This window comes from Cryomorphaceae bacterium (assembly GCA_017798125.1).
Taxonomy (GTDB): domain Bacteria; phylum Bacteroidota; class Bacteroidia; order Flavobacteriales; family ECT2AJA-044; genus ECT2AJA-044.
On record CP059070.1, the window covers coordinates 2627857 to 2652450 of the forward strand.

At 48.5% G+C, this 24594-nt stretch carries 31 protein-coding genes; 28 read left to right on the plus strand and 3 right to left on the minus strand.

Translation table 11 applies throughout. The annotated features are described in order from the left end of the window. The first annotated feature begins 57 nt into the window (after positions 1-57). From HZ996_11745 to HZ996_11800, 12 genes are all read left to right on the plus strand, one after another. Entirely contained in the window at positions 58-1005 is a 948-nt protein-coding gene (locus HZ996_11745) for an SDR family oxidoreductase (GenBank protein ID QTN39787.1), read from the plus strand. Further along, positions 1005-1913: a helix-turn-helix transcriptional regulator gene (locus HZ996_11750; protein ID QTN39788.1), complete on the plus strand. Its 909-nt coding sequence runs from the start codon at positions 1005-1007 to the stop codon at positions 1911-1913. The genes HZ996_11745 and HZ996_11750 overlap by 1 nt, the downstream gene beginning before the upstream one ends. 122 nt (positions 1914-2035) lie before the next feature. Further along, complete coding sequence (locus tag HZ996_11755) at positions 2036-2524, plus strand: hypothetical protein (protein QTN39789.1); 489 nt, start codon at positions 2036-2038, stop codon at positions 2522-2524. Positions 2525-2729: 205 nt separating this feature from the next. Continuing rightward, positions 2730-3599 (plus strand): hypothetical protein, encoded by an 870-nt coding sequence (locus HZ996_11760; GenBank protein QTN39790.1) that lies wholly within the window; start codon positions 2730-2732, stop codon positions 3597-3599. 26 nt (positions 3600-3625) lie between these two features. Continuing rightward, the gene (locus HZ996_11765) at positions 3626-4078 is read left to right on the plus strand and encodes a hypothetical protein (GenBank protein ID QTN39791.1); all 453 of its coding nucleotides are present in this window, start codon (positions 3626-3628) and stop codon (positions 4076-4078) included. An 83-nt stretch (positions 4079-4161) separates the two neighbouring features. Continuing rightward, entirely contained in the window at positions 4162-4875 is a 714-nt protein-coding gene (locus HZ996_11770) for a hypothetical protein (GenBank protein ID QTN39792.1), read from the plus strand. 10 nt (positions 4876-4885) lie between these two features. Next, positions 4886-5266: a hypothetical protein gene (locus tag HZ996_11775; protein ID QTN39793.1), complete on the plus strand. Its 381-nt coding sequence runs from the start codon at positions 4886-4888 to the stop codon at positions 5264-5266. A gap of 153 nt (positions 5267-5419) precedes the next feature. Continuing rightward, the gene (locus HZ996_11780; GenBank protein QTN39794.1) at positions 5420-6643 is read left to right on the plus strand and encodes a GTP-binding protein; all 1224 of its coding nucleotides are present in this window, start codon (positions 5420-5422) and stop codon (positions 6641-6643) included. 85 nt (positions 6644-6728) lie between these two features. After that, positions 6729-7121: a DUF1428 domain-containing protein gene (locus tag HZ996_11785; protein ID QTN39795.1), complete on the plus strand. Its 393-nt coding sequence runs from the start codon at positions 6729-6731 to the stop codon at positions 7119-7121. 9 nt (positions 7122-7130) lie between these two features. Further along, positions 7131-7640, plus strand: coding sequence for a hypothetical protein (locus tag HZ996_11790; protein QTN39796.1), 510 nt, complete (start codon positions 7131-7133; stop codon positions 7638-7640). Positions 7641-7658: 18 nt separating this feature from the next. Next, positions 7659-8048 carry a YccF domain-containing protein gene (locus tag HZ996_11795; protein QTN39797.1) on the plus strand — a complete coding sequence of 130 codons (390 nt, stop codon included), beginning with the start codon at positions 7659-7661 and terminating at the stop codon, positions 8046-8048. Beyond that, positions 8048-8833, plus strand: coding sequence for a PhzF family phenazine biosynthesis protein (locus HZ996_11800; GenBank protein ID QTN39798.1), 786 nt, complete (start codon positions 8048-8050; stop codon positions 8831-8833). The genes HZ996_11795 and HZ996_11800 overlap by 1 nt, the downstream gene beginning before the upstream one ends. Here HZ996_11800 and HZ996_11805 read toward each other — a convergent pair. Then, positions 8806-9510, minus strand: coding sequence for a CPBP family intramembrane metalloprotease (locus HZ996_11805; GenBank protein ID QTN39799.1), 705 nt, complete (start codon positions 9508-9510; stop codon positions 8806-8808). The genes HZ996_11800 and HZ996_11805 overlap by 28 nt on opposite strands. A gap of 160 nt (positions 9511-9670) precedes the next feature. Here HZ996_11805 and HZ996_11810 point away from each other — a divergent pair, with 160 nt between their 5' ends. From HZ996_11810 to HZ996_11885, 16 genes are all read left to right on the plus strand, one after another. Beyond that, positions 9671-10258 (plus strand): hypothetical protein, encoded by a 588-nt coding sequence (locus HZ996_11810; GenBank protein ID QTN39800.1) that lies wholly within the window; start codon positions 9671-9673, stop codon positions 10256-10258. Positions 10259-10353: 95 nt separating this feature from the next. Then, positions 10354-11322, plus strand: a complete 969-nt coding sequence (locus HZ996_11815) for an SDR family NAD(P)-dependent oxidoreductase (protein ID QTN40048.1) — start codon at positions 10354-10356, stop codon at positions 11320-11322. Between the two features lie 6 nt (positions 11323-11328). Beyond that, complete coding sequence (locus tag HZ996_11820) at positions 11329-12249, plus strand: AraC family transcriptional regulator (protein ID QTN39801.1); 921 nt, start codon at positions 11329-11331, stop codon at positions 12247-12249. Positions 12250-12259: 10 nt separating this feature from the next. Continuing rightward, a complete protein-coding gene (locus tag HZ996_11825; protein QTN39802.1) occupies positions 12260-12721 on the plus strand; it encodes a hypothetical protein in 462 nt (153 codons plus the stop codon). 144 nt (positions 12722-12865) lie between these two features. Next, on the plus strand, positions 12866-14146 hold the full coding sequence (locus tag HZ996_11830; GenBank protein ID QTN39803.1) for a sterol desaturase family protein: 1281 nt from the start codon (positions 12866-12868) through the stop codon (positions 14144-14146). Positions 14147-14262: 116 nt separating this feature from the next. Then, positions 14263-15465 (plus strand): PAS domain-containing sensor histidine kinase, encoded by a 1203-nt coding sequence (locus HZ996_11835; protein QTN39804.1) that lies wholly within the window; start codon positions 14263-14265, stop codon positions 15463-15465. Between the two features lie 50 nt (positions 15466-15515). Next, positions 15516-15908, plus strand: coding sequence for a DUF1801 domain-containing protein (locus HZ996_11840; GenBank protein QTN39805.1), 393 nt, complete (start codon positions 15516-15518; stop codon positions 15906-15908). Positions 15909-15953: 45 nt separating this feature from the next. Continuing rightward, entirely contained in the window at positions 15954-16838 is an 885-nt protein-coding gene (locus tag HZ996_11845) for an alpha/beta fold hydrolase (protein ID QTN39806.1), read from the plus strand. 10 nt (positions 16839-16848) lie between these two features. Next, a complete protein-coding gene (locus tag HZ996_11850; GenBank protein QTN39807.1) occupies positions 16849-17136 on the plus strand; it encodes a hypothetical protein in 288 nt (95 codons plus the stop codon). Positions 17137-17141: 5 nt separating this feature from the next. Continuing rightward, complete coding sequence (locus tag HZ996_11855; GenBank protein ID QTN39808.1) at positions 17142-18200, plus strand: serine hydrolase; 1059 nt, start codon at positions 17142-17144, stop codon at positions 18198-18200. 3 nt (positions 18201-18203) lie between these two features. Beyond that, entirely contained in the window at positions 18204-19394 is a 1191-nt protein-coding gene (locus HZ996_11860; protein QTN39809.1) for an MFS transporter, read from the plus strand. Beyond that, positions 19391-20416 (plus strand): hypothetical protein, encoded by a 1026-nt coding sequence (locus HZ996_11865; protein ID QTN39810.1) that lies wholly within the window; start codon positions 19391-19393, stop codon positions 20414-20416. The genes HZ996_11860 and HZ996_11865 overlap by 4 nt, the downstream gene beginning before the upstream one ends. Before the next feature lie 9 nt (positions 20417-20425). After that, positions 20426-20860 carry a cupin domain-containing protein gene (locus HZ996_11870; GenBank protein ID QTN39811.1) on the plus strand — a complete coding sequence of 145 codons (435 nt, stop codon included), beginning with the start codon at positions 20426-20428 and terminating at the stop codon, positions 20858-20860. Positions 20861-20876: 16 nt separating this feature from the next. Continuing rightward, the gene (locus HZ996_11875; GenBank protein ID QTN39812.1) at positions 20877-21884 is read left to right on the plus strand and encodes a hypothetical protein; all 1008 of its coding nucleotides are present in this window, start codon (positions 20877-20879) and stop codon (positions 21882-21884) included. A gap of 50 nt (positions 21885-21934) precedes the next feature. After that, the gene (locus HZ996_11880) at positions 21935-22525 is read left to right on the plus strand and encodes a Crp/Fnr family transcriptional regulator (protein ID QTN39813.1); all 591 of its coding nucleotides are present in this window, start codon (positions 21935-21937) and stop codon (positions 22523-22525) included. Between the two features lie 102 nt (positions 22526-22627). Then, positions 22628-23176 carry a carboxymuconolactone decarboxylase family protein gene (locus tag HZ996_11885; protein QTN40049.1) on the plus strand — a complete coding sequence of 183 codons (549 nt, stop codon included), beginning with the start codon at positions 22628-22630 and terminating at the stop codon, positions 23174-23176. Positions 23177-23231: 55 nt separating this feature from the next. Here HZ996_11885 and HZ996_11890 read toward each other — a convergent pair whose 3' ends face one another. Beyond that, positions 23232-23969 (minus strand): SDR family oxidoreductase, encoded by a 738-nt coding sequence (locus HZ996_11890; GenBank protein ID QTN39814.1) that lies wholly within the window; start codon positions 23967-23969, stop codon positions 23232-23234. Then, positions 23966-24589 carry an NAD(P)-binding domain-containing protein gene (locus HZ996_11895; protein QTN39815.1) on the minus strand — a complete coding sequence of 208 codons (624 nt, stop codon included), beginning with the start codon at positions 24587-24589 and terminating at the stop codon, positions 23966-23968. The genes HZ996_11890 and HZ996_11895 overlap by 4 nt, the downstream gene beginning before the upstream one ends. Positions 24590-24594: the final 5 nt, after the last annotated feature.

Consider the following 24594-nt stretch of genomic DNA (forward strand, 5'->3'; position numbering starts at 1 on the left):
CATGCTTGCCGGACCTTTGCCTTGTAACCTGGAGATACCCAGAAAAACAAAGTAATCATGAAAGCAAGTGCATTCGGTCCTAAAGGATGGACCCCAGATCAAATAAAAAGCCTCAAGGGAAAAACCTACCTCATCAGTGGAGCCAATACAGGAGCGGGCTTCGAGGCTGCTCGAATTCTCCTCAACAAAGAAGCTGAAGTGGTCATGCTCAATCGCAATGAGCAGAAGTCTCAGGCCGCAATTGAAAAGCTGAAGGATGAATTTGGATCACATGCCAAGGTTTCCTTCATACAGATGGATCTTTCGGACTTGGCATCAGTCCGCGAGGCCGCGGAGAAAATCACACAAACCGTTCCGCACATTGATGCGCTCATGTGCAACGCGGCCATCGCCCAGGTCCCCAAGCAGGTTCTGACTGTGGATGGCTTTGAAAGCCAATTAGGAGTCAATCACTACGGTCATTTCTTGCTCATCCGCCTGTTGTTCGACCATCTCGAAGAGTCAAAGGCACGTATTGTTGTCGTCGGTAGCGAAGGCTATAAAATGGGCATCAAGACCATGCAATTCGACGATATGAATTGGGACAAGAACTACCATCCCATGAACACGTATTGCCATAGTAAGTTGGCACAAATGATCTTTGCATATGAACTGCAGGACCGCATCAAAGCCTCGGGAAAGAACGTCGAGGTTTATGTATGCCACCCGGGAGCTTCAAAAACATCTCTGATTCGCAACAGCGCGAGCCTTAGGGATCGAATCATCTTCTCCATCATGGCTGCCTCTCCACTGGTTCAGTCAGCTGAAAAAGGTGCGTACCCAGAAGTCATGTGTGCCACTCAAGAGGGTTTGACTGAAAAAGAGTATTATGGACCCACTGGTTTTATGAATTGGAAAGGCCCGGTTGGTGCATGTGATCTTCAACCCCATGCTCAAGACAAAGAGTTGGCCCAGCGTCTTTGGACCATATCCGAGGAACAAACCAGCGTTAAATGGGATTTGTGATGCGACATTTTAAGACCCTCTCGGAGTACCTGGAATATTTGGAGTTGCCGCCGCCAGAGCATCCAATGCTCGACGTATCCGTAGCATCGGGCGAAGGTTACCTCCCTTGCCCAATCGACAGCTCTCCGCCTATAACCAATGAATGCTATTCCATTAGTCTAAAAAAGGTTGTCCATGGAGAATTGAATTACGGACGTACCAAATTTGACTTTACCAACGGAGCTTTGGTGTTCTTGGCCCCAAGGCAAGTCCTTCAATGGGACAACCAAATCATTGTTGACCAAAAAGGGTTCTCAATTCAATTTCACGAAGACTTCATCAAGGGAACAGACTTGGCTCAGGAGATTAAGAAGTATGGATTCTTCTCCTACTCTGTCCACGAGGCCCTTCATCTCTCTCCAAAGGAAGAGCGGCAAATTGAAAGCATCGTTGAGAGTATTGAAACCGAGTACCAAAACAACCAAGATGAGTTCAGCAAGGACATTATCATTGCGCACCTGAGTACGCTCTTGATGTATGCGAATCGATTTTACGAACGTCAGTTTATCAATCGCAAAGAGCACTCGACCAACCTTCTGGAGCGCTTCAATTTGCAACTTGAATCTCACTTCTCTTCCGAGGCCATCGAAGATCACGGCATTCCCAAAATAGAAGAGATCGCCGAAAAACTTTCCGTATCACAACGCTATCTGTCCGATACCTTGAAGAAAGAAACCGGGAAGAGCTCTACAGAGCACCTTCAACTCTTCTTAATTAACGAGGCAAAGAATCGGCTCTTAGCGCCAAACGCATCTATCTCTGAAGTAGCCTACGAGCTTGGCTTCGAGTACCCGCAATACTTCTCTAGACTTTTCAAGAAGCGGACCGGCATGAGTCCCAAGTCATACATCGAAGCCAATCTGAATTAAGAAGCGCCTACGGCGCGATGGTTTTTAGAGGACTAGGTTTAGGCCTTCATCGTCCCAGAGTAGATAAAGCCTATTTTCAATCATAAATATTATCTTCCTGACCCTAAACCTAGTACCTCCCCATGAAAATTTCATCTGCTTTAAAACTACTATGTGTAAGCTTTGGACTATTCTCTATAGTCGCATGCGAAGATGCTTGTAAAGGCGTGGATTGCGGACCAAACGGTGCCTGCCTTGAAGGAGCTTGCGTATGTAATGACGGATATGTAAAGAACTCTGATAATGTTTGCGTCCCTGAGAATAGCGGTTTCGATGGTGACTATACGGCTAGAGATAGCTGCAGTATTACTGGATTGTATACTGGATTTACAGTTTCAGCGACAACACAAGGTTCAACGGTAACTTGGACAAACATTTACGAAGCCGGAGAAGAAACGACTTGTACGCTAAGCTCTGATGGACGCTCATGCACCGTAGACCCTGGTCAAATGGTTGACGGATTCCCGATAAGCGGAACTTGTATCCTTGAGGACGATGGTAGTTGCACTTTTGAATATGACCTAGAGTGGACATCGACCACAGAGTCCTGTGTTATGATCCTGACGAAGTAGGCTTGGAATACGGGAACTTCAGGTGCGTTCGACAGCGCATTATCGCGCCGTAAGGCGCATATCCAATTCGTCTTTGGTTTACGATAAATCAGGATTCATCCTTAACTTGCCACGCAATGCGCGAAACGGCTAAAAAGAATCATTTCGCTCATTGAACTTTTCGACGGTCCGATGGGTACAGTCATTAAGAACTTATTTTAAGAAGATGATCAAGAAGATTCTGTTGTGGGTACTCGCCCTTGTTTTGGCTCTCGCGGCTATGATTTACCAAAGAAGTACAGGTCCTACCTATGAGTTTAAGGGGTACTTGGAGCACAATGGAGAGAAGTACAAGTACGAACTGCTGCGCTCGCACGAAACCACCGATGGCGCAGTCATCTCACTCCCTCAAATTGACGGTGCGGACTACTCCGCTACCCTTCACTACAAGCGCTATCAAACCGAGGATGAAATCACCATACTTCCTTTTGAAGCCAATGGCGCTAATGCATTGACGGCTCAGTTGCCCGTACAACCGGCTGCTGGAAAAATGGAGTACTACATTACGGGAAGCATCGACGGAAAGGCCTTTAGCATTCCGGAGCAAGGCGAAAAAGACATTGTCCTGCGCTACAAAGACCCGGTATCGGATTTCATTTTGGTTCCTCACGTGACCATGATGATTATCGTGATCATCTTTGGGATTCGCGCCGGCTTAGGGGCCATTTTCAATGATGGCACCATGCGCAAATGGACCATAGTCGCATTTGTTTCGATGACCGTGGGCGGTATGATTCTAGGGCCTTTGGTTCAAAAAAGCGCTTTTGGTGAATACTGGACTGGATTCCCTTACGGAGGAGACTTTACAGACAACAAGATGCTGATTATGTGGTTGGCTTGGGCCCTTGCCCTCGCTGTGGTAGGATTCAAAACCAAGAAAAAAGAAGGCGTCTCCCGAATGGCCATTATTGCCGCAGCGGCCGTAATGACCGTGGTGTACCTCATCCCACACAGCATGGGAGGATCTACCTTGGACTACGAACAAGTGGATCAAGGAATCGACCCTAAGGAAGCCATTAAAACGGGTGCGGAATAAGCAACTCATAAAACAGATTAGTTAGGATGATCGCCAATTGGATACACGTCATGATCGTTCACTTGGCGGTGATCGGAACCCCTTGGTTGCTCTACCGCATCTGGATTGCGAGGAAACTGCCTATGGATGGCGCCGCTTGGAAGGTCAATTTTAGTGGATTGTTGATTCTTGGCGTGATTGCCAGTGTTGCCTATTTCACGGGGCCGCGAGCTGCGGATTGGACGAAAGAAATCCTGGACAACTACCCTCAAGACCTCGTCGAAAACCACGCTTTATTAGGCCGAGTGGCCTTCGTGATTCAAGTTATCGGCGCCCTTCTCGGCGTTATGGGTTGGGCCAGTATTCTTCAGGAAGAAACACCGGACAAGAGGATTGCCTCTGTGCTTTTATTGCTCCTCGGGGTGAACACAGCTGTAATTCTATACACGGCACATCTCGGAGGACTGATTCGTCGAATGGACCTCGCCTCCATCTTATAAAATTCTATTTGCAACTCTGTTGCATTTCGGGAACTTAGTTTACATTTACGTCTATAACCGCATAGACCTAAACATAAGCCGACATGTTACAGAGAAAGTTTGAAAAACTCGTAAAAGAGGTGTTTCCAAATGCACGTGATGCAAAGGATACCTCCATTCACTACTTGGGTAAAATGCAAATTGAGCATGAGCTCGATGTATCCAAGGTTCTCATGGCTACCTCTGTTTGTTCGGACGATATTAATGTTCCATCGACGACTTTCTTCAACGTTTTATTTGGTCCCTTTGTGATGGGTGGACTGGGGGGGCTTCCTTTTGTTGGCCAGACTGGGATGACCGCCTTTGCCCATCATATTCCGGATGAGGGAAGTGCCTTCATTTTTTACGGACCCCATATTGGAATAACCCTCGAAGGTGAGCTGGGCAAGATGTATCGGCCTCGTATGGAAGAAACGGGAAACTCTTGTGGTGCCTTGATGCTCGCCTTAAGCCGATTTCAAGATTCGGACTATACCCCGGTCATCAGCGAACACGATTACCAGCAAATGAAGCTGGAGGAAAGCTTGATCCCTTATCGAGACGAGATCGTTTCAAGCGACAATCAGGCTAAAGCCATTACAGAGGCGACATACAAGATCATTGATCAAAAGATTCACGAGCATCTTGCGACCTGTAAAGATCAATTTCATGTAGATAAGGTAACTCTACTCGGTGGAATCATTATCAATACGGATTACGGGCTTGACGATTATTTCGATGCTCGAAACTTCGAGGTGATCGAACTAGCAAATCTTTGATTCAGCCAAGGTGAGAAAGCATCTTTTCTTCATTTGTCCGACTGATTTCTTGGAGTCCGTTGTTCGAGAGTCCTTTGAAGGTCAGCACTACTTCATTTCTTCCCTTGGCAATGCAGCACCGATGGACGCGCTTGAAATTGGAGAGATTCAAAGGTTTATTGAAGAAAAGGAGATAAATGAAATCACCCTATTGCTTTCGGATGATAATCGCATTGTACAGGAAGATCTTTTAATGATTCACCTGAGAAAGAGACTCACGGAACTTAATACACACTTGAAAGAAGAAGTTCGTACCCAATTGCGCATAAACACCAAAATCTACAGTCGCTCATTCCGAACTTTTCACAGCGCCTTTGTAAACGATCGCTACTCTGAGATTAGTCTTAACTAAGCAAGGCCGCTGGAATGTTCGATTTAGCTGGGAATACCAACCTCTCTCCTTCGTCTAAATCGTCTTTAGCGATACTCAAATACAAAATGGACTTGGCCTCTATCAAGAGCAGCAAGTCATCACCAAAATCACCTTCATTAAGCAGTTTTAACTATGTCCAATACCAAGAAACTTCCAGTAACCGTATTGAGTGGCTTCCTCGGGGCCGGTAAAACGACTTTGCTCAACCATGTCTTGCACAATAAGGAAGGCTTGAAAGTTGCCGTCATAGTCAATGATATGAGCGAGGTCAACGTCGATGCCGAGCTTGTCAAAAGTGAAAACACCCTTTCCAGGACGGAAGAAAAGCTCGTGGAAATGAGCAACGGTTGTATCTGTTGCACCCTACGTGAAGACCTCATGATTGAAGTCGAGCGCTTGGCGAAAGAAGAACGGTTTGACTACTTGCTGATCGAGAGCACTGGGATCAGCGAGCCTGTCCCTGTGGCGCAAACCTTTTCCTTTGTGGATGAGGAGAACGGAATTGATCTATCGAGATTTAGCTATGTGGACACCATGGTTACCGTCGTAGATGCCTTCAATTTTTTCAAAGACTTTGGCAGCCCGGAAACCCTCATGGATCGTGAACTCACGGATATTGAAGGGGATCACCGGACCATTGTCAATCTTTTGACTGATCAAGTTGAGTTTGCCAACGTCATTGTGCTCAACAAGACAGACTTGGTTGACCGGGAGCAACTTGGCCTATTGCGTTCAATCATTAATAAATTGAACCCATCAGCCCGGATTATTGAATCGAGTTACAGTAAAGTTGACCCCAGCTCTATTTTAAATACTGGACTCTTCGACTTTGAAGAAGCGGAACAAAGCGCCGGTTGGATTGAGGAACTGAATAAAGAAGAGCATACTCCTGAGACAGAGGAATACGGAATAGCCTCTTTTGTATACCGAAGTCAAAGACCTTTTGATCCCGAGCGTTTCTCCAACTATATTCAATCCGGCTTCCCCGGCACCATCATTCGAAGCAAAGGGCTCTTTTGGTTGGCTTCAAGACCCGACCAAGCCCTGGTATGGGGACAAGCCGGAGGATCACTGCAAGCCGACAGCGCTGGTGTTTGGTGGAGTAGCATGCCTTTTGATCAGAGAATTCAATACATGGCTTTTATCGAAAACCAAAAGAGCATTGAATCCAATTGGGATCCGAAATTCGGGGATCGCAAAAACGAAATCGTCTTTATCGGGGTCAATATGAATGAAAAGGAGATCAGAGCTGGTTTAGATGCGTGCTTATCCACACACGAAGAACTTATGGACGGCAAATGGCGTGAAGGATATTCGGATCGCTGGCCTATCCAAAGGGCTTACCCCATGAACTAAAAACACTTTGTCAATCATCCTCTCCCAAAAGGAAAGAGTATGGAGTACTCTTGGCGAAAAGCTTAAATTCACCTAAACTTTTCCCATGTCCTCTTACATCGACGGATTCGTATTTCCCATTGCCGAGGCTCAGCTCGAGGCCTATAAGGAAGTTGCTGACCAAGTTGCGCGCATCTGGGTGGAGCACGGAGCCACGTCCTATCGGGAATTCTATGGCGACGACCTCAGACTAGAAGGAACGCGGTCCTTCACCGACGTGGCCGAGGTTAAAGAGGGTGAAGTTGTCATTTTTGGACTGACCATCTTCCCGTCAAAAGCCGCACGCGACGGGGCCTTCCAAAAAGTCCTGGATGATCCTCGAATGCGGGCGTTGGAAAAGCCATTGATGCAGGGAGATTCCCCCATATTTGATCCGAGCCGGATGGTCTTTGGCGGATTTCGCGAACTCATCAACAGCGAGCATTCTCAAACTGATTAACGAAACCCTATGGATATTCTAAAAGTCGCCCTGGAGTGGGCCAAAGACGAAATCTTTTCCTCCACCTTTTTCATGATTTTCGGAGGGCTGTTCATTTTAGGAAGCGTCGGCTTCTGGCAGATTGGCAGAACCGACTTGGCCAAGGCCTATGTCATTCCCACGCTGGTGGCCGGACTCCTACTCATGATTATTGGCGTTGGATTGTTTTTCACCAACAAGTCACGGGCAGCGAACTTTCCGATAGCTTATGAAGAAAGCCGAACGGCCTTTGTACAGTCAGAGTTGGATCGGGCCGAAAAGACCATCAAGGAGTTTCAAAATGTCGTCTTCAAGGCCATTCCGCTGATTATCGTCGCCTCCGCCCTACTGGTCTTCTTTATCGAGTCCTCAAGATGGCGCGCCATTGGCATTGTAACCATTGCCTTGATGGTGGTCATCCTACTCATCGACACCAATTCCAGCCAGCGCATGGTGGAGTACCATAAGGAACTAAAGGCCTGGGAAGCCCAAGACGACTAACGGACAACACAGAATAACATGAGCAGCACCAACCTTCTCGGCAACATCATTTGGCTGATTTTCGGCGGCATTTTCATTGCCTTAGAATACCTGATTTCCAGTATACTTTTGATGATCACCGTTATCGGAATCCCCTTTGGCCTTCAAACGCTGAAACTGGCCATTGTGGCCCTGAGCCCATTCGGCGTAGATACCCGAACAACGGTCGAAGCCCAAGGCTGTTTTTCGACCCTCATGAACGTTCTCTGGATCTTCTTGGGAGGAATTTGGATCTGCTTATCTCACGTCATTTTCGGCGTTATCCTGGCCATCACCATCATCGGAATTCCCTTCGCTCGTCAGCACTTCAAATTGGCCACCTTGGCCTTGACGCCCTTCGGAAGAGAAATCATTGACATACAAGACTGATGGAACTCACGCTATACCAAGTGGACGCCTTCACGGACGAGCTTTTTGGAGGCAATCCTGCGGCCGTTTGTCCGCTGCAAGAATGGCTTCCAGACGAGGTTATGCAGAACATTGCCGCGGAGAACAACTTAGCCGAAACAGCCTTTTATGTCCCTACGGGACGATACTTTGAGCTCCGCTGGTTCACTCCAGCCGTCGAGGTCGATTTGTGCGGCCATGCCACGCTTGCCACAGCACACGTCCTCTTTGAGCACGAAGGCTTTGAAGGCGACACGATTGTCTTTCAATCCCCTCGCTCCGGCGAGTTGCGCGTTCAAAAAGAAGGTGAGGAATTGACCTTGAATTTTCCAGCGGATGCGATAGCTCCAACGGCCTTGACGGATGAACTGAAGGAGTGCTTTAACATCGCGCCGCAGGCGGCCATTCGTGGAAAAACGGATGTAGCCCTTGTTTTCGAAAGTGAAGACGATATTCTCCAGCTCGCGCCTAATCTACGTCACATTGCACGGATCGATGCCCGTGGAATGATCGCAACAGCCCCCGGAAAAGAAGTCGATTTCGTCTGCCGGTTCTTTGGGCCTCAAGTCGGAATTGACGAAGATCCCGTCACCGGTTCCGCTTATACAACCCTAACCCCCTATTGGGCAGATCGACTGGGCAAAAATGAATTGAGTGCCGCTCAGCGATCGCGGCGCGGTGGCCAAATCCGGTGCACCTACCTCGGCGATCGCATAGGTATCAGTGGACGTGCGGTTCGCTACCTCAAAGGTTCCGTCTTCATCTGAGGAACTCTTTTAACGTAGTACCAAAGGACCAGGCCGGGAACGGCTACGGTTTGCCAGAGGAAGAAAGCGAGTTCTCCCCACCCGCTCATGGGCGATCCTTCTCCATCCGGAACGAACATCGATTCCCCTAATGGACCCGAGGACAGGAACACAATGCTCACCACGATCCATCCAAAGTGAAGTCCAAAAGGTGCCCAAATAGAACCCGAGCGCGCATAGGCATAGGCAAACATGTAGCCCGCAGCTCCCGTCAGGAGAAAAACATAGATCATTGGAATGACACCTCGGTCAAACATTTCGTAGCTAAACCAATGGTAGATTCCGAAGGCAATCGCACTGATCAGGCAAGCTTTCCAGGTTCCGATTTTACGTAGGGCAATGTGGAGTATGGCCCCGCGAAAGACGAGCTCCTCAAAAAGTGCTGCTTTGAAGGTCCACCAAGTAGCGAAAAGCGCTGAAGACCAACCGAAGGAGGGGTTTCGGACATACCGCACATCCGTCAAATAGGCCTGTCCCAACAAGTTGACACAGCAAAAAAGGGCCATAGCGATCATCCCGCCGAAAAGAAGCTTGACCCTCGATCCATTGGGCACGATTCCCAAAGCGGTGATGTGTTGACGCTGAACAAGCCAAAGAAGGCCGTAATTCAGTACGATGAGGACAAGAACTCCGAGCATAGGGTTGGTTTAGATTCCGAAGACTCTAGCAAACTACGCAAAGCTCGGAACTCGGGCAATGTGCAGATCGGTGAACGGTCGAAAGGAGCGGGTGAATGAAAGTTAATCCATCCTATGCGCCTACGGCGCGATGCCCACATCTTCCTTATCTTCGATTCAAATGCGTTGGCTCATTCCCTGTATGTTGGTCCTGTTCTCCTGTTCCCCAAGAGGTTCGGAAATCCCTTTGCTGAATTCAGGAGTTCAATTTTCCAACGACATCAATCGGGGCGTCAGTTTTGAAAATCCAGAAGGAGAATCCTTTAATCTTCGGTACATCCCTGTCCGGGTTCAGAACGATACAACGATATCCATCACTATAGACCTGTACTTTCCGAAGGGCTATTTGAGCGGCTTTGAAGATGAGGGTTTTCGGGTGATTCCATTGGAACGCCAGTGGGCTGTGAATGGAGTGGACATCACCAAAGCCATGATTGCGGAACTCTGGCCAACGGTACTGCAACCTACAATGAGTTTAACTCTCGACCCAGGCGAGGAAGCGCTTTTTGGGCTTGGGGCAGTCTATCCCAAACCCGCCGTTTCAAGAGGTCTCTTGCCCAAGACATTGGGATTTGAAACGCAAACGGACACGTCCGGATGTTTACTTCTCCGCGGCGCCGACGGGGTGGCGTCGAATTTAAGCCTACGCCTGAAAACGGGAGACCAGTGCCTAGTGATCCCTTGCGGGAGCCTTAGAGCAGGGAATTAGATCGATTCTGGGTTTTCGTTATGGGCTTCTGGAAAACGGTTAAGTCCCAGGAAATGAAGCACCTCATCTTTGCTTCAAACAAATTCGAAGAAATCATGCCCAATAAAAATGTCATTTTCGCAGACGACACGACCTTGAACAAAGACCTCAGTGGCAAAACCTACATCGTCACTGGAGCCAACTCCGGAGTCGGGTTTGAAACCACTCAGCAACTCGTCAAACAAGGCGCCCATGTAGTCATGGCTTGTCGCCGTGTAGAGGCCGGAGAAGAAGTCGCCAGCGGCTTCACTTCCTTCAGCGGCTCCTATGAAGTCATTAAATGCGACCTCGCCGACCTACAATCCGTACGTGACTTTGTCAGCACTTTCCTCACCAAGCACAATCGGCTTGATGGACTGGCGTGCAATGCCGGCATGGTCAATATGGACAACAAACCAAAGTACACTAAGGACGGATTTGAGATCACCATGGCCGCGAGCTTCTATGGTCACTTCTTGATGACGGAACTACTCTTAGATACCTTGAAGAATACCGAAGGTGCACGTATGTTGATTCTCTCTTCTGTGGTTCACGCTGGAAGCCCTAAGAACCGTTATCGCTTACACTTCGACGACCTTGACTGGAAAAACCGAGACTACAATAATTTCGCCGCCTACGGAGAAGCAAAGGTGGCCTCAGTCCTATATGCTATGGAGCTTGCTGATCGTCTTCAAGGAACTGGAGTAAGTACATATTCCGTACACCCAGGATGGGCTCGATCCAATTTCGGTGGGGGCGGAAACGCTGTCATGCGAACCTTAATGAGTTTGACCAAGCCCATCTTTACCCTATTGAACTTCAGTGACAGCAGCTGGGAATCTGCTCAAACCTCCCTACATTGCCTTATCTCGGATGAAGCGCCCAAACATTCTGGAGCCTACTTTAGTCAGCACAGTGTACTGTACCGCGACAAAGAGTGCCGAAAAGGAGGATGGCCAATGAAATCACCTAATCCACATGCCCGGGATATGAACGACGCGAAAAAACTGGTCGAAGTGGGTCGCCAGCGCGTAGGACTTAACTAAGTACTCATGACAGATATTTTCAACATATCAAGCGTTTCGCAGTTCCATGAACTTCTTGGATTGCCTGCCCCAGAACACCCCTTGATTACGTTCATAAACGATCGTGATGTTGACTTTCATACGGAGATTGACGAGTCCCTTTATGGGATTCGTTTCTCTTCCGATATGTACTCCATCATGTACAAGGACAAGATTAGCGGTTCTTTGGGCTACGGGCGAAACTCCTATGACTATCAAGAGGGCACCTTGATTTTTGGTAGTCCAGGTCAAGTCTTTACTTCTCCGACCAAAGATGAGATTCAAGGTAAAGAAGGTTGGACCTTACTTTTTCATCCAGACCTATTGGCGAAATCGAACCTCGGTGAGCAGATGGATCAGTATTCCTACTTCTCCTATGAAGTGACTGAAGCGCTGCACCTTTCCAGCAAGGAAGAAGGGTTCATCGTTCAAGTCATGGAGCAGATTAAAACGGAGTACTCTCAAAATTTAGATAAACATAGTCAGGGCTTGATTCTCTCCAACTTGGAGCTCTTGCTCAACTACTGCATGCGCTTCTACGACCGTCAGTTTTACACGCGAACCAACCTGCACAGTGACTTTGTAAGTGAATTTGAATCAACTTTGAAGAAGTACTTCGGTTCCGAGTTGATCGTTGAAAACGGTCTACCCTCTACCTCCTACTTTGGACGAGAGCTCAATATGTCTGCCAGCTATTTGAGCGATATGCTCAAGAAAGAGACTGGCAAGAGCACCAAGGAGCACATCGATAATTACATCGTCCGGAAGGCAAAGAATATATTACTCAGTTCCAATCAATCGGTCAGTGAAATTGCCTTTGGATTAGGCTTCGAGTACCCGCAGAGCTTCACGCGTATGTTTAAGAAGAAAACCGGAATGAGTCCAAACGAATACCGCCAGGTCAACTAAATTTCCCACAATGCGTCAGGTCCTTATTGCATGCACCCTCCTCTTGTTCTCCTGCACCCCAAGAAAGGGTGAGCCAACGCAAAGCAGACCAGTAGTACCCAGCAGTAATGAGGTCGTTGAAGAGCTCACGGAAGCGCAGGAGTTAGGACTAGACGCTTTTAATATCCTGCAAATGAATACGGATGAGCGGAACCACGTGTATTCGACCTTTCCAGGCATCCTTCATGACTGCAGCCCAGACACCAGCATTGAGCTCTCACAGGCCGAGTTTGAAGAGGTCATGATTCGCTTTGTGGATCAGTACTGCCGTGAAATGGAAGAAGAGAAACGACATACACTGGCCAAGCAAGCATCGCGCGTATTGGACCAGTATACCGTGAATATCTGTTTGGAAGATGGCGAAAGTCTGGAGCGCGGTACTTGGCTATTTTCAAGAGTCCTCGGGAAGCGGGACATCATCATGGTTTGGTAAAAAATCGCGCCGCAGGCGCCGACATACGCTTTCAGGCGCGGACATACGCTTTCATACGCTTTCATCCTTTTCGAGAATATGAGATATTTGTAGAGGAGTCCATCCTTATTGAACTATTTGGATGTATCACTCCTTAGCAAAACAATGGAAGCTTACGCGAACGTTCTGCTTTACGCGATCCCGGGATTTGTGGGACTGATTATTCTGGAAGCTCTGTACGGGCATTTCAAAGGTCGACAGACCTTTACGGCTATGGACACTATTTCCAGTTTGAGTTCGGGCACCACGAACACTCTAAAGGATATTCTTGGACTTACTTTGGTGATCATCAGCTATGACTGGGTCTATCAACGCGTGGCCCTGACAAGCATGGAATCGACCTGGTGGCTCTACCTCATCGGATTTGTGGCCATTGATTTTGCGGCGTATTGGTCCCATCGACTGAATCACAGCATCAATTACTTCTGGAATCGACACGTGATTCACCACAGTGGTGAGCATTTCAACATGGCCACCGCCTTGCGTCAGAGCATTTCAGAGATTGTGAGCTTGGGCTTTATTTTTCTCTTTCCGGCTGCGCTGATTGGTATTCCACCCGAAGTCATCGCTGTGAGCGCCCCGCTTCACCTCTTCCTTCAGTTCTGGTACCACACCGAACACATCGGAAAGCTGGGCATTTTGGAGTACATCATTGTTACCCCATCCCAGCATCGCGTCCACCACGCCATCAACCCCATCTACATTGACAAAAACTTGGCGGCCATTTTTTGCATCTGGGATCGCGCCTTTGGCACCTTCCAGGAGGAGTTGGACGAAGTACCTTGTGTCTATGGTGTAACCCGACAGGCCAATACCTGGAACCCTATTAAGATCAACTTCCAGCACCTCTGGCTCTTGGTTCAGGACGCCTGGCGTGCGAAAAGCTGGAAAGACAAATTGCGCATTTGGTTCATGCCCACCGGTTGGCGGCCCGATGACGTCGCAGAACGTTTTCCCGTTCCCAGCGCCGATTATCGGAATCACGTCAAGTACGACACCAAGCCATCCAAGCTTTTGACCGCTTGGAGTTGGGTACAATTCGTCGTCATGATTCTATTTCTAACTAACCTATTGATCCATATTGCGGACTACCCAACCGATCAGCTCTTGATGTACGGAGCCTTCATCTTTGTGATGGTCTACAGCTTCACCTCACTTATGGACTATGAAGCCAGCGCCTTCTGGGTGGAACTCATTAAATCTTGCCTGGGCCTTTACCTCATCTACATCGTTGGCGACTTCTTCTTGATCGACGATCTGATCCCGCGCGGAACACTCTTAACCATGGCCTATTTTGCCCTTTCCGTAGTGGTAGTGGGGTACTTGGTTCAGTCCGAAGTGAAGCCCAGAGCGATGAGCCTACGGCTCGATAAGCCCCTTCCCTAGCCGCTTGCCAAATCCAGAGGTAAGCCCTCTGACTTCCAGTATATTGTACCAAAACCATGTGATATATATCACTTTTTTTATGCCTTGGGTTTTGCACCTTTAAACAAACCTAAGTCATGAACAATCACGAGCAACCCAACCTAGAGGCTCGTGTCCAGGAGCTTGAACGTCAAAATCAAATCCTAAAAGAACAACTCAAGCTAAACGAAGAAGAACGAAACGACTTTTTGACCAACACACTGAATACCATGGGAGACCCGGTATTCGTCAAAGACAGCGAAAGTCGTTTGCTTCTGGTCAACGATGCCTTCTGCGAGATGTTTCACATGTCTCGATCAGAGTGTATAGGCAAAACCCTTGCAGAGAACGTGCCTCCCGAAGAGCGCGACAGTTTCTTAGCCATTGACCGTCAAGTCATCGCCGATGGAATTGAGAACGTCAATGAAGAGACGCTAACAGTCAATGAAAACGAAACGAGAATCATTGCTACCAAAAAGTCCCGATTCATTGGCCCCAGCGGTAACAAATACCTTGTCGGCATCATTCGGGACCTGACCGAGCGCATCCGATCAGAGGAGGCCCTAAAAGAAAGTGAGCAACAGCTCAAAGAGTTGAATGCCACCAAGGACAAAATGTTCTCCATCATCTCCCATGACTTGCGAAGTCCCATCAACAGTATGATGGGCTTATCAGAGCTCTTGACCAACAAACAAATCGTGGTTACTCCAGAAGACGAACAAGAGTATATGGCGATGATTCACACGTCCATCATCAACACGTCTCGACTCTTAGACAACCTTCTGGGCTGGGCGAAAAGCCAATCAGGTCAAATCGAAGTACATCGTACCAGTTTTAATTTCCTCAACGCGGTAGAGGAAGTTCTGTCCATTTCTAGAACTTCTGCTAAAGTAAAAGGGATTGAGCTGAGGGCCGCCCATCTGGTCGACGTTCAACTATGTACAGACAGGAACATGCTGGAAACCATTATGCTCAACCTGGTATCAAACAGCATAAAGTTTACACAATCCGGAGGGTCCATTACCCTATCCTCGGAAAAGTCGGCAACTGAACTGCGGGTAACCATTACCGATACCGGTCTTGGCATGAGTGAAGAACAGTCCGACAGCTTATTCGCACATGGGATTAACAAATCTGTCCGAGGCACAGCGAATGAAAAGGGATCCGGTCTTGGCCTAATGCTCTGTCAGGATTTCATTGATCGGCTCGGAGGTACCATTGGCGTTCAGAGTGTTCTGGGAGAAGGCAGTTCATTTACGTTTCACCTCCCAATCTCTGGGGAAGCTGAATGCGAAAGGTAAAAATCTGCGATTAAAGCTTTTTCGCTAATTTTCAGTCAAAGACCTGAACCATGGCGAAAAAAGGCGCAATGCCCACTTATGCGACAATCGATGACTACATTGTCGCTCAGCCCGAACATGTCCGATCGCATCTTCATGATCTTCGTCGCATCATCCTAGAAGCGGCGCCTGATGCCGAAGAAAAGCTGAACTACAAAGTCCCTACGTTTGCTCTAGTACCGGAAGGTAAACGAGACTATCAACTGATGATGGCTGGGTACGATAAGTTTATCGGCTTCTACCCTTTTCCCACGACTATGGACCACTTTGCCTCGGAACTGTCCGGCTTCAAGCAAGGAAAGGGTTCTGTTCAGTTTCCTTTGAACGAGCCTCTGCCGGAAGATCTAATTCGACGGATGGTGGCTTTTCGAAGGGCTGAAATTTTGGATTCGTCAGGTGTGTAAGACGGAAGTAAAAACATCGCGCCGTAGGCGCAAATTCACAGTGAAATGGAAATTCTCAAGACTGACCTCAGCCGCTTTAAGCATCTGACCGACTTTCCCTACCGCGAGCACTTTGTTGATTTCGAGGGCATGCAGATGCACTACATCGACGAGGGTTCTGGGGAGACCATTCTGGCCCTGCATGGGGAGCCTACCTGGTCCTACCTGTATCGGAAGTTCATTCCAGGCTTGAAGAATTATCGATTCGTGGCCCCTGATCTAATTGGCTTTGGGAAGTCCGACAAGATTGTGGGGCACGAGCACTACGACTTCGAATTGCACTTTAGGTCGCTGGAGAACTTCATTGACCGCTTGGATTTACAAAACATTACCCTCGTCGTCCAAGATTGGGGCGGCCTTCTGGGCTTGAGCCTACTCGGTGCGCATCCCGATCGCTTCGCGCGGGTCGTCATCATGAATACATTTCTGCCCAAAGGCAACAAGCTACCACTACCCTTTCGGATTTGGCAGTTGTTCTCCCTTTATCACCCAAACTTGCCCGTAGGAGGAATCGTCCAATTCGCCTCGGCCACCAAGATTCCCAAAGAGGTCATTGCCGCATACAATCTTCCCTTCCCAACAGCCAAACATAAAGCTGGGGCTCGAGCCTTTCCCCAACTCGTTCCATCGCGTCCAACGCAAGGTGGCGTCGATCGAATGAATACCGCCCGCGAAGTCCTGCGAAATTGGGACAAACCGGCCCTTGTGCTCTTTTCAGATAAGGACCGCGTGTTCAGCGGCCTAGAGAAGTACTTCTATAAACTGATCCCCACCACAGCGGATCAACCCCGGATTACCATCGAGGGCGCTGGTCACTTTTTGCAGGAGGAAAAGGGAGAAGAGATCGCCGCTCACATTGAGCGTTTTATGATAAATTCACCCATCACCTAAAAAACACGCTATGATCATTCAAGTCATTAAACTGAGGTCCGACCTGTCCGAAGAGGAACTATTGCGTAGAGCCAATGAGCGAGCACCCCGCTTTGAAGCCTTAGAAGGGCTGCTCCAGAAATACTACGTTCGACTCGAAGAACACGGCATGTACGGCGGTATTTATATTTGGGACAACGTTGAGTCCATGGTCAAGTTCCGCGGTTCAGAACTCGCCCAGAGCATTCCGGGGGCTTATGAGATTAAAGGACCACCCCAGATAGAGTTGATGAACGTGTTGTTTCAATTGAGAGACTAAGACCTATGCGCTCCATTTTCCTTTGTCTACTTACCCTCTGCGCATTAACTTCTCTAGGGCAATCCAATCTTCCTTCAGCTGAGCCAGAATCCAAGGGATTTTCCAGTGAAAAACTCGCCGAATTGGCGAATCACCTCGAAACCTCTGGATCCCACGCTATGATGATCTTGGTGGACGGTGAAGTCATCTTTGATTGGGGTGCTACGGATCAAAAACTCCTGATCCACTCCATTCGAAAATCGATGCTGAACTCGCTCTATGGAATGGCCGTAGCTGAAGGAAAAATCGACACCTCCGCGACTCTGGCGGATCTCGACCTGCACGATATTGCTCCTGATTTGACCGATGCCGAGCGCACTGCACGCGTGGCTGATTTATTGCGCTCGCGTTCCGGTGTCTATCACGATGCGGCAGCCGTCCATGGCGGCATGTTGCGCGACCGGCCCGAACGCGGCACCTACGGCCCTGGAGAGCACTATTACTACAACAATTGGGACTTCAATGCCCTGGGCTATATCATTGAAGAGGCCTACGGGACTTCACTCTTCGACTTGTATACAGAGCGGGTGGCTCGACCCTTAGGCATGCAGGATTATGAAGGACAGTGGACGCGGATTGACGGAGAGGCGGATTCCTTGATAATTCCCGATACCGATGCCTTCTACCAGCTCGAGCAGAGCCGCTCAAATTTTCCGGCCTACCACTTTCGCATGTCGGCCCGAGACATGGCGCTCTACGGCCTACTCTACCTGAACTACGGGGAGTGGAATGGAGAACAAATTGTTCCGCGATCTTGGATTGATGCGAGCACACAACCCTACTCCATTTACAGCCCCAAGTACGGAAGTGCCTACGGCATGCTCTGGCGCGTTCGGGTGCCCGGAGCCGAGACGATTAGAAACTCATTCTTCCACACAGGACTTGGCGTTCACATGCTCGGGGTCTATCCCGACTTGAACATGGTCATTGTGCACCGCGTCAATACGGAAGTCGAAACGGACTACAGCGAAGGCAGTTTCTACCGAATGATCGCCTACGTCTTCAATTCGCGAATAACGGACTAAACCATGCGCGTTCTTCCGGTCATTGTCTTGGCTCAATTCTGCTGTACTTCCCTTTGGTTCGCCGGAAACGCCGTTATGGGAGACCTCGTCCGGACCTTTGGCATCAGCCCCCAGGAGCTTGGGACCTTGACCTCGTCCGTTCAATTCGGATTCATCCTGGGCACCCTCTGCTTTGCCATTCTATCCATTGCGGATCGATTCTCCCCCTCACGTGTCTTTTTCCTTTGTGCCTTGGCCGGAGCACTGACCAACCTCGGCATGCTCTGGCCGGAAAACACCCTTCAGTCCCTTATCGGCTTTCGATTTCTGACCGGCTTTTGTCTGGCCGGCATCTATCCCGTCGGCATGAAAATCGCCGCAGATTATTTCCGTGAAGGACTGGGCAAGTCCCTCGGTTTCTTGGTCGGCGCATTAGTGCTCGGCACCGCCTTTCCTCATCTTTTAAAGAGCCTATCCGCCACCTTTCCCTGGAGCTACGTTGTATATGGCACATCCTTTCTCGCCATCTCAGGTGGAACCATGATCCTTTTCAGCGTGCCCGATGGGCCTTACCGGAAAGCAGCCTCCGCCGTTCAGCTATCGGCCTTTCTTCAAGTCTTTCGCAAACCGACTTTTCGCTCCGCAGCTTTCGGCTATTTCGGTCACATGTGGGAATTGTACGCCTTTTGGGCCTTTGTACCGGTCCTGCTCAAGACGTATCAAATTCGGCACAATGTATCGTTTAGTATTTCAGCCTGGTCTTTCGGCATCATCGCCATCGGCGGAGTCGCCTGTGCTCTGGGCGGGTACTTAAGTCAAAGACATGGTCCACAACGCGTGGTGGCCTTAAGTCTTGGACTATCGGGAATCTGCTGTTTCCTTATCCCCTTTGTACTCCTTCAACCCTCAACCCCTCTATTTCTGGGCTTCCTTTTGCTCTGGGGTATGGCCGTTATTGCAGACTCCCCCCTATTTTCAACGCTCGTGGCTCAAAGGGCTCCTGGGGAAATCAAGGGCACCGCTTTGACCATTGTCAACAGCATAGGATTTGCCGTGACTATTGTGAGCATTCAAACCTTGAGCATGCTGCTCACCCGCTGGGACATGCCCTATGTTTACTGGATTTTGGCCTGCGGCCCGATATTCGGTTTGTGGTCCCTCCAATATCCCAGACAAAAGTCGAACTTGGAGCAAGGCGAAATGAAAAAGCTATGAGAAAACGCAACCTACTTTGGATTTTAATCTTGGCTTTGACGTGGTTGGGATGCAAAAAGAACGGAAATGAGGACCCCAGTGACGTTCAAGGATATGCACTACTCACAGCCCTCAAAGGGCATTGGATTGGGAGCAACGAAACCGTTTATGGACCTTATGCTTGGTTCGCCTTTGACTTTCGACCAATCTCACCTTCCCACCTGCATTCTATCTATGAAGGCGGTACCAATCAGAACATCATCACTTCTCTGTTCATCGCTGACTTTGACGGGCAACACCGAATCATGGCCCGAAATGGCGGCTGGCTAGGTCCGCAATACCGAGCGACCTACTTTGTTCTGGACAGTGCTTTTGAAAGTGGAAACATGCAGTACTACCGGCTCGTAGATGCCATTGGCCGAGAACGACGAGCCTATATGGAGTTTCGCTTTGAAAGGGACTCCCTCTTCTTCGATGCCTACAAAGACGATAGCGGCAGTCTAGATCTTCCGGTCCACCATATGGGCTTCAAAGGCATCAATGTAAACCCTTCATTGGCTCAAGAAGCCACTGAGTTATTCGCCTATCCTCAAGACGTTTCGGAAGTGAATCTTGAAGGGGCCTTCACCTCACTCATCGATACGAACTCCGCTCTTTTCTTGGAAGAATCAGACGATCCTTTTCCCAAAAGCGATCACGGCCATCTAAGCGATTTGAAGATCGACTTTGAACGGTCGAATGACGCCGAAGACCTCATCCTCATGCTGTACCTCAGCACCGAACCACTCGTTGATGCTCAAGGCAGTGTGGATTACTCAGCACTGGATACCAAGGTCATCCGGACGATCAGCATCCAATCCAATGAGGACGAGTACACCGCTACCTATGTGCACCCGGACACCTACTACGTCACCATATTTGCCGACTTTGACGGCAATGAATACCCATCTTCCGGGGATCTGTGCAACATTAGTAGGATGGTTCAGGTTACCCCTGAAACTCTTGTGACCACGGCAACGCAAATCAACTTATACATTCCCTAAGCTCATATCATGGACAACTTTCAATACATTCCTCAGGGACACGGCGAGAACTACAACTACAGCCAAGACCATTGCTTTGTGAAGCTCAGCTCCCGAGAGACCAATGGGGAGCTCTGTTTTGTTGAAGACACGCTAAAACCTGGATTCTACTTGGGTCGTCATCACCACAAAATCATGACCGAAGTGTTTTACATCATTGAAGGAGAAGTCCACTTAATCTTCGACGATGAAACAGTCATCATGAAACCTGGGGATACCATTACCGTTCCACCGAACGTATGGCACGCTGCACGTTGTGAAGCCGGTGGAAAGATGTTGACCATTTTCAAGAATGGGCAGTTCGATGTCTACCTGGAGCGCTTGTCGCAGCTGTCCGATGCCGACTTTGCAGACGAGGCAAAAATGGCAGCTGTCTCGGCAGAGTTCGATATTTACGAATCATAAAACGACCTCAATAAAAATGAAACGACTCTTACCCCTTGTTCTGGTTTTTTCGGCCTTTGGAGCGCTCGCACAAGAATCCGATGTAAAGCAAGAAAGTGATGCTCAAGTCACCTTCATTTATCCCTTAGGGACCCATGGTCAGGAATCCATGGACTATGAAAACAAGTTCTCCTTCAATCTACTCTTTGGGTTGAACGGCGGTGTCGACGGCGCCGAAATCGGAGCCCTGGTGAATTACAACGATGGCCGAATGAAGGGCTTCCAGCTCAGCGGAGTCGGAAACATGAACTGGGGTCCCGTTGACGGAGTAGCCCTTTCCGGGGTGGCCAATCTTGTTAATGGAACTTCAAAAGGAGCCTTAATTAGTGGTGTTGGAAACTATGTGAATGATGAGGCTAGCGGCTTCCACCTGTCCACGATCAACATCGCCAGAAGTTCGTTCACCGGTTTCCAAGGAGGTGTGGTCAACTACGCTTCAACCGCGAATGGAGTTCAACTGGGCGTTATCAATTATCAGGGAGACAATACAGCCATTCCCATTGGACTCGTGAGCATTGCTAAGGGCGGTTTGTTCAAATTCGAAGCTTACGGAAGCGAAGTCTTCTTTGCGAATTTGAACTACAAAATGGGGGTGGAAAGACTCTACACGGTTTACCATGTAGGACTCTCCTCCTACTTGGACAACTCCGTATACAGTTTTGGTATTGGTTTTGGAAGCTATTTGATTCAGTCCGAGCGTCATCAACTCATGCTCGATTTAACAGGGAATCAAGTGGTGTACGACAACGAATGGGACTCTGAAATCAACATCCTAGGAAAACTAGACCTCAACTATGAATTTGCCATCACCCCCAAGTTCTCCATAATGGTTGGGCCTTCAGTGAATTACTATGTAACGGAAGTATTGGTCGAAGGTGAATACGGAACCTTGGATATTCCTTACGAGCTCACCGTATCAGAATTCGATGATGGTGTTGGTATATTCTGGATTGGTGGAAACCTAGGGCTGGGACTGAAGTTATAGCAGGTAAAGGCATCGCGCCGTAGGCGCAATACTCATAATTAAAGGATTCTATGACTGGAGCAGAGCGACTCAGGCAGTACATCGAAAAGTTCAGTGAGTTGACGACTGAAGAAGTGGACGAGTTTGTCGGAGCCTTTGAAGAGGTGCGCGTGAAAAAGCGTCAATTTTTGGTTCAGCCAAATTTTACAGCTACCCACCGACACTACGTTGTAGACGGAGCTTTTCGCGCTTACGTGGTTGGCGAAAAAGGGACCGATCACACCATATCTTTTGCCATTGACGATTGGTGGATTACGGACTACAACAGCTATATTTTTCAAAGGCCGGCCACTATGTTTGTGGTGGCCCTGGAAGATTCGGTGATCATGCGCTTGAGCTTTGCCCAAGAGCAACAGCTTAAGAAAGGAAGGCACAACTTTGAAACGGCCTTTCGTAAAATGGCGGAAAGAGGATTGGCGTTTTATCAAAGACGGATCATTTCGAACCTTACCATGAATGCAGAAGAACGCTACGACCACTTTCTTCAGACCTATCCGGAAATTGTCCAACGTGTACCTCAGTATGCAATGGCCTCCTATTTGGGTATGACCACTGAATTCCTTTCAAAGATTCGCAACCATAAGGTCAAGCGCAAAAGTTGAACTACTTCAAGCATTTTTCCTAAGCTACTTCATTGAAGGATAGAAGGTATTCGGCGCAACTTTGTCTTGTCAATAATGACACAGAATAAAACGCAGAATATCATGAATGCAACTACAGAACACACTTTTACCGTGCCCACTCGTGAAGAAGTGTCCGAGAATAACCAATTGATTTTCGACAATCTTCAAAAAGGACTGGGTTTTGTTCCGAACCTCTATGCCTATTACGCCAAGAACAATACGGCGCTCGGGGATTATTTAGCCCTTCAAAACCGCAAAAGTACCTTGCGTGCTAAAGAGCGTGAAATCGTAAACCTCGTTACCAGTCAGGTTAATGGATGCCGATATTGCCAATCAGCACATACAGCACTGGGAAAAATGAATGGGTTCACTGAAGAGCAAATCCTAGAACTTCGGTCCGGGACTGCGAGCTTCGACGCCAAGTTTGATGCCTTGGCCAAATTCACAGCCTCCGTGGTTAAAAATCGCGGTCGCGCTTCGGAAATAGCGGTTGATCAATTCTTTGCAGCCGGATATACGGAAGCAAATCTCATCGACGTAATCATCGTTGTTGGAGATAAAACCATCAGCAACTACATTCATAATCTCACTCAATTCGACATCGACTTTCCTTTGGCCGCCGAATTGTGATCGAATGACACAAAAAATGAAGGAGCGGGGCCTTTTGGTCACCGCTCCTTTTAATTTACCAGGGATGGATTTCGCCATCAAAGTTGAAGAACTCGCCCGCGTCCTGGTCCCCTACTCGTTCCAGGACATGCTCAATAACGGAAGTCACGGATTCTTTAGGAGTAAAGGTTGCTTTTTGACCACCCATATCCGTCTGAACCCATCCGGGATTAACCACGACGGAGACAATACCGTCTTCAATCACATCAAAAGCGAAAGCCCGGTTCATCATATTCAAAGCGGATTTGCTGACGGCGTAGCTATAGTTCCCACCATTTCTCTTGATGGAAATGGACCCCAACCAAGATCCAATTTGAATCACTTTTGCTTCTTTAGATCGGGCTAGCAAAGGCCTTAGGGCGCGTCCAACCAATATTGGAGAGAGGGCGTTTACATCCAGCATATTCAATAATTCTTCCTTTGCTAGTTGATCCAAGGCGACGTTCTTGAGCAACAACTCTCGATCTTCACCGGCTCGAGATTTCGAATTAATACCCGCGTTATTGATCAATACATCCAGATGTCCAAAGTCCTCTTGGACTTGACGGGCCAATTCTTGGAGCTCTTTTTCACTTGTCACATCAACACCATAGGGCAAGACGTCAATACCTTCATTCGCTAGGATCTCAGCAGCTTCTTTAGCCTGTTCCTTTCTACGTGCAGTTAAGGCAATCCGATAGCCTTTTTGGCCGAGTTGACGACACCATTCAAACCCCAATCCCTTCCTTGCTCCAGTCACCAATGCTGTCTTCATTCTTCTCGCTTCAATAGTTTAAATCCAATTTCCCGTCCATGACCTTGGACCATCGCCAAGTTGATCCAGAATCGTGCGAACTGTTCCATCATACTGAAATTCGCATCTCCGCCAATATCATAGCAAGCAGCGAAACCTGCATCTAAAGCCAATTGCGAAGCCAGGTCTTTCCCCCTTTGGCTATCACCAGCCACAAAGGCGTCAAGCTTTTGATCGCCGTACAAGGGGTTGAGCATATTGTTGAAACCCGTTGTGTTGAAGCACTTAACTACCTCCGCTCCTTCCGTATAGTGTTTGAGTGCATCGGCCGTATTTTGAAATCCCTCAGGCCCATTTCCCCGGACAATATTCATCGCATCGATTAAAACCTTTCCGTTGGTGTCTCCCAACCCCTTGGCTACAGATTCTACAGTTGTAGCCGGAGTTGCAATAAGCACAACTTCTGAAACAGCAACGGCCTCCTTAATCGAATGCGCCTGAACCTCGCTCAATTGGAGCAAGTGCTTTCTTTTAAATGACTCCCTTGAGCGCAATCCTAGGTGAATATGGTGCCCGGCCTTAGCCCATTTATAGGCAAGCGCCCCTCCAACATTTCCCGTCCCAATTATGGCAATATTCATGGTTG

Excerpts from the sequence above, each read along its gene's own strand:
- HZ996_11780 (QTN39794.1), top strand. The coding sequence starts at position 5,420 with ATGTCCAATACCAAGAAACTTCCAGTAACCGTATTGAGTGGCTTCCTC.
- HZ996_11860 (QTN39809.1), top strand. The coding sequence starts at position 18,204 with ATGCGCGTTCTTCCGGTCATTGTCTTGGCTCAATTCTGCTGTACTTCC.
- HZ996_11855 (QTN39808.1), top strand. The coding sequence starts at position 17,142 with ATGCGCTCCATTTTCCTTTGTCTACTTACCCTCTGCGCATTAACTTCT.
- HZ996_11820 (QTN39801.1), top strand. The coding sequence starts at position 11,329 with ATGACAGATATTTTCAACATATCAAGCGTTTCGCAGTTCCATGAACTT.
- HZ996_11840 (QTN39805.1), top strand. The coding sequence starts at position 15,516 with ATGGCGAAAAAAGGCGCAATGCCCACTTATGCGACAATCGATGACTAC.
- HZ996_11765 (QTN39791.1), top strand. The coding sequence starts at position 3,626 with ATGATCGCCAATTGGATACACGTCATGATCGTTCACTTGGCGGTGATC.
- HZ996_11795 (QTN39797.1), top strand. The coding sequence starts at position 7,659 with ATGAGCAGCACCAACCTTCTCGGCAACATCATTTGGCTGATTTTCGGC.
- HZ996_11810 (QTN39800.1), top strand. The coding sequence starts at position 9,671 with ATGCGTTGGCTCATTCCCTGTATGTTGGTCCTGTTCTCCTGTTCCCCA.
- HZ996_11755 (QTN39789.1), top strand. The coding sequence starts at position 2,036 with ATGAAAATTTCATCTGCTTTAAAACTACTATGTGTAAGCTTTGGACTA.
- HZ996_11800 (QTN39798.1), top strand. The coding sequence starts at position 8,048 with ATGGAACTCACGCTATACCAAGTGGACGCCTTCACGGACGAGCTTTTT.
- HZ996_11825 (QTN39802.1), top strand. The coding sequence starts at position 12,260 with ATGCGTCAGGTCCTTATTGCATGCACCCTCCTCTTGTTCTCCTGCACC.
- HZ996_11760 (QTN39790.1), top strand. The coding sequence starts at position 2,730 with ATGATCAAGAAGATTCTGTTGTGGGTACTCGCCCTTGTTTTGGCTCTC.
- HZ996_11865 (QTN39810.1), top strand. The coding sequence starts at position 19,391 with ATGAGAAAACGCAACCTACTTTGGATTTTAATCTTGGCTTTGACGTGG.
- HZ996_11830 (QTN39803.1), top strand. The coding sequence starts at position 12,866 with ATGGAAGCTTACGCGAACGTTCTGCTTTACGCGATCCCGGGATTTGTG.
- HZ996_11885 (QTN40049.1), top strand. The coding sequence starts at position 22,628 with ATGAATGCAACTACAGAACACACTTTTACCGTGCCCACTCGTGAAGAA.
- HZ996_11790 (QTN39796.1), top strand. The coding sequence starts at position 7,131 with ATGGATATTCTAAAAGTCGCCCTGGAGTGGGCCAAAGACGAAATCTTT.
- HZ996_11895 (QTN39815.1), bottom strand. The coding sequence starts at position 24,589 with ATGAATATTGCCATAATTGGGACGGGAAATGTTGGAGGGGCGCTTGCC.
- HZ996_11890 (QTN39814.1), bottom strand. The coding sequence starts at position 23,969 with ATGAAGACAGCATTGGTGACTGGAGCAAGGAAGGGATTGGGGTTTGAA.
- HZ996_11870 (QTN39811.1), top strand. The coding sequence starts at position 20,426 with ATGGACAACTTTCAATACATTCCTCAGGGACACGGCGAGAACTACAAC.
- HZ996_11750 (QTN39788.1), top strand. The coding sequence starts at position 1,005 with ATGCGACATTTTAAGACCCTCTCGGAGTACCTGGAATATTTGGAGTTG.
- HZ996_11815 (QTN40048.1), top strand. The coding sequence starts at position 10,354 with ATGCCCAATAAAAATGTCATTTTCGCAGACGACACGACCTTGAACAAA.
- HZ996_11745 (QTN39787.1), top strand. The coding sequence starts at position 58 with ATGAAAGCAAGTGCATTCGGTCCTAAAGGATGGACCCCAGATCAAATA.
- HZ996_11805 (QTN39799.1), bottom strand. The coding sequence starts at position 9,510 with ATGCTCGGAGTTCTTGTCCTCATCGTACTGAATTACGGCCTTCTTTGG.
- HZ996_11850 (QTN39807.1), top strand. The coding sequence starts at position 16,849 with ATGATCATTCAAGTCATTAAACTGAGGTCCGACCTGTCCGAAGAGGAA.
- HZ996_11835 (QTN39804.1), top strand. The coding sequence starts at position 14,263 with ATGAACAATCACGAGCAACCCAACCTAGAGGCTCGTGTCCAGGAGCTT.
- HZ996_11845 (QTN39806.1), top strand. The coding sequence starts at position 15,954 with ATGGAAATTCTCAAGACTGACCTCAGCCGCTTTAAGCATCTGACCGAC.
- HZ996_11785 (QTN39795.1), top strand. The coding sequence starts at position 6,729 with ATGTCCTCTTACATCGACGGATTCGTATTTCCCATTGCCGAGGCTCAG.
- HZ996_11770 (QTN39792.1), top strand. The coding sequence starts at position 4,162 with ATGTTACAGAGAAAGTTTGAAAAACTCGTAAAAGAGGTGTTTCCAAAT.
- HZ996_11880 (QTN39813.1), top strand. The coding sequence starts at position 21,935 with ATGACTGGAGCAGAGCGACTCAGGCAGTACATCGAAAAGTTCAGTGAG.
- HZ996_11875 (QTN39812.1), top strand. The coding sequence starts at position 20,877 with ATGAAACGACTCTTACCCCTTGTTCTGGTTTTTTCGGCCTTTGGAGCG.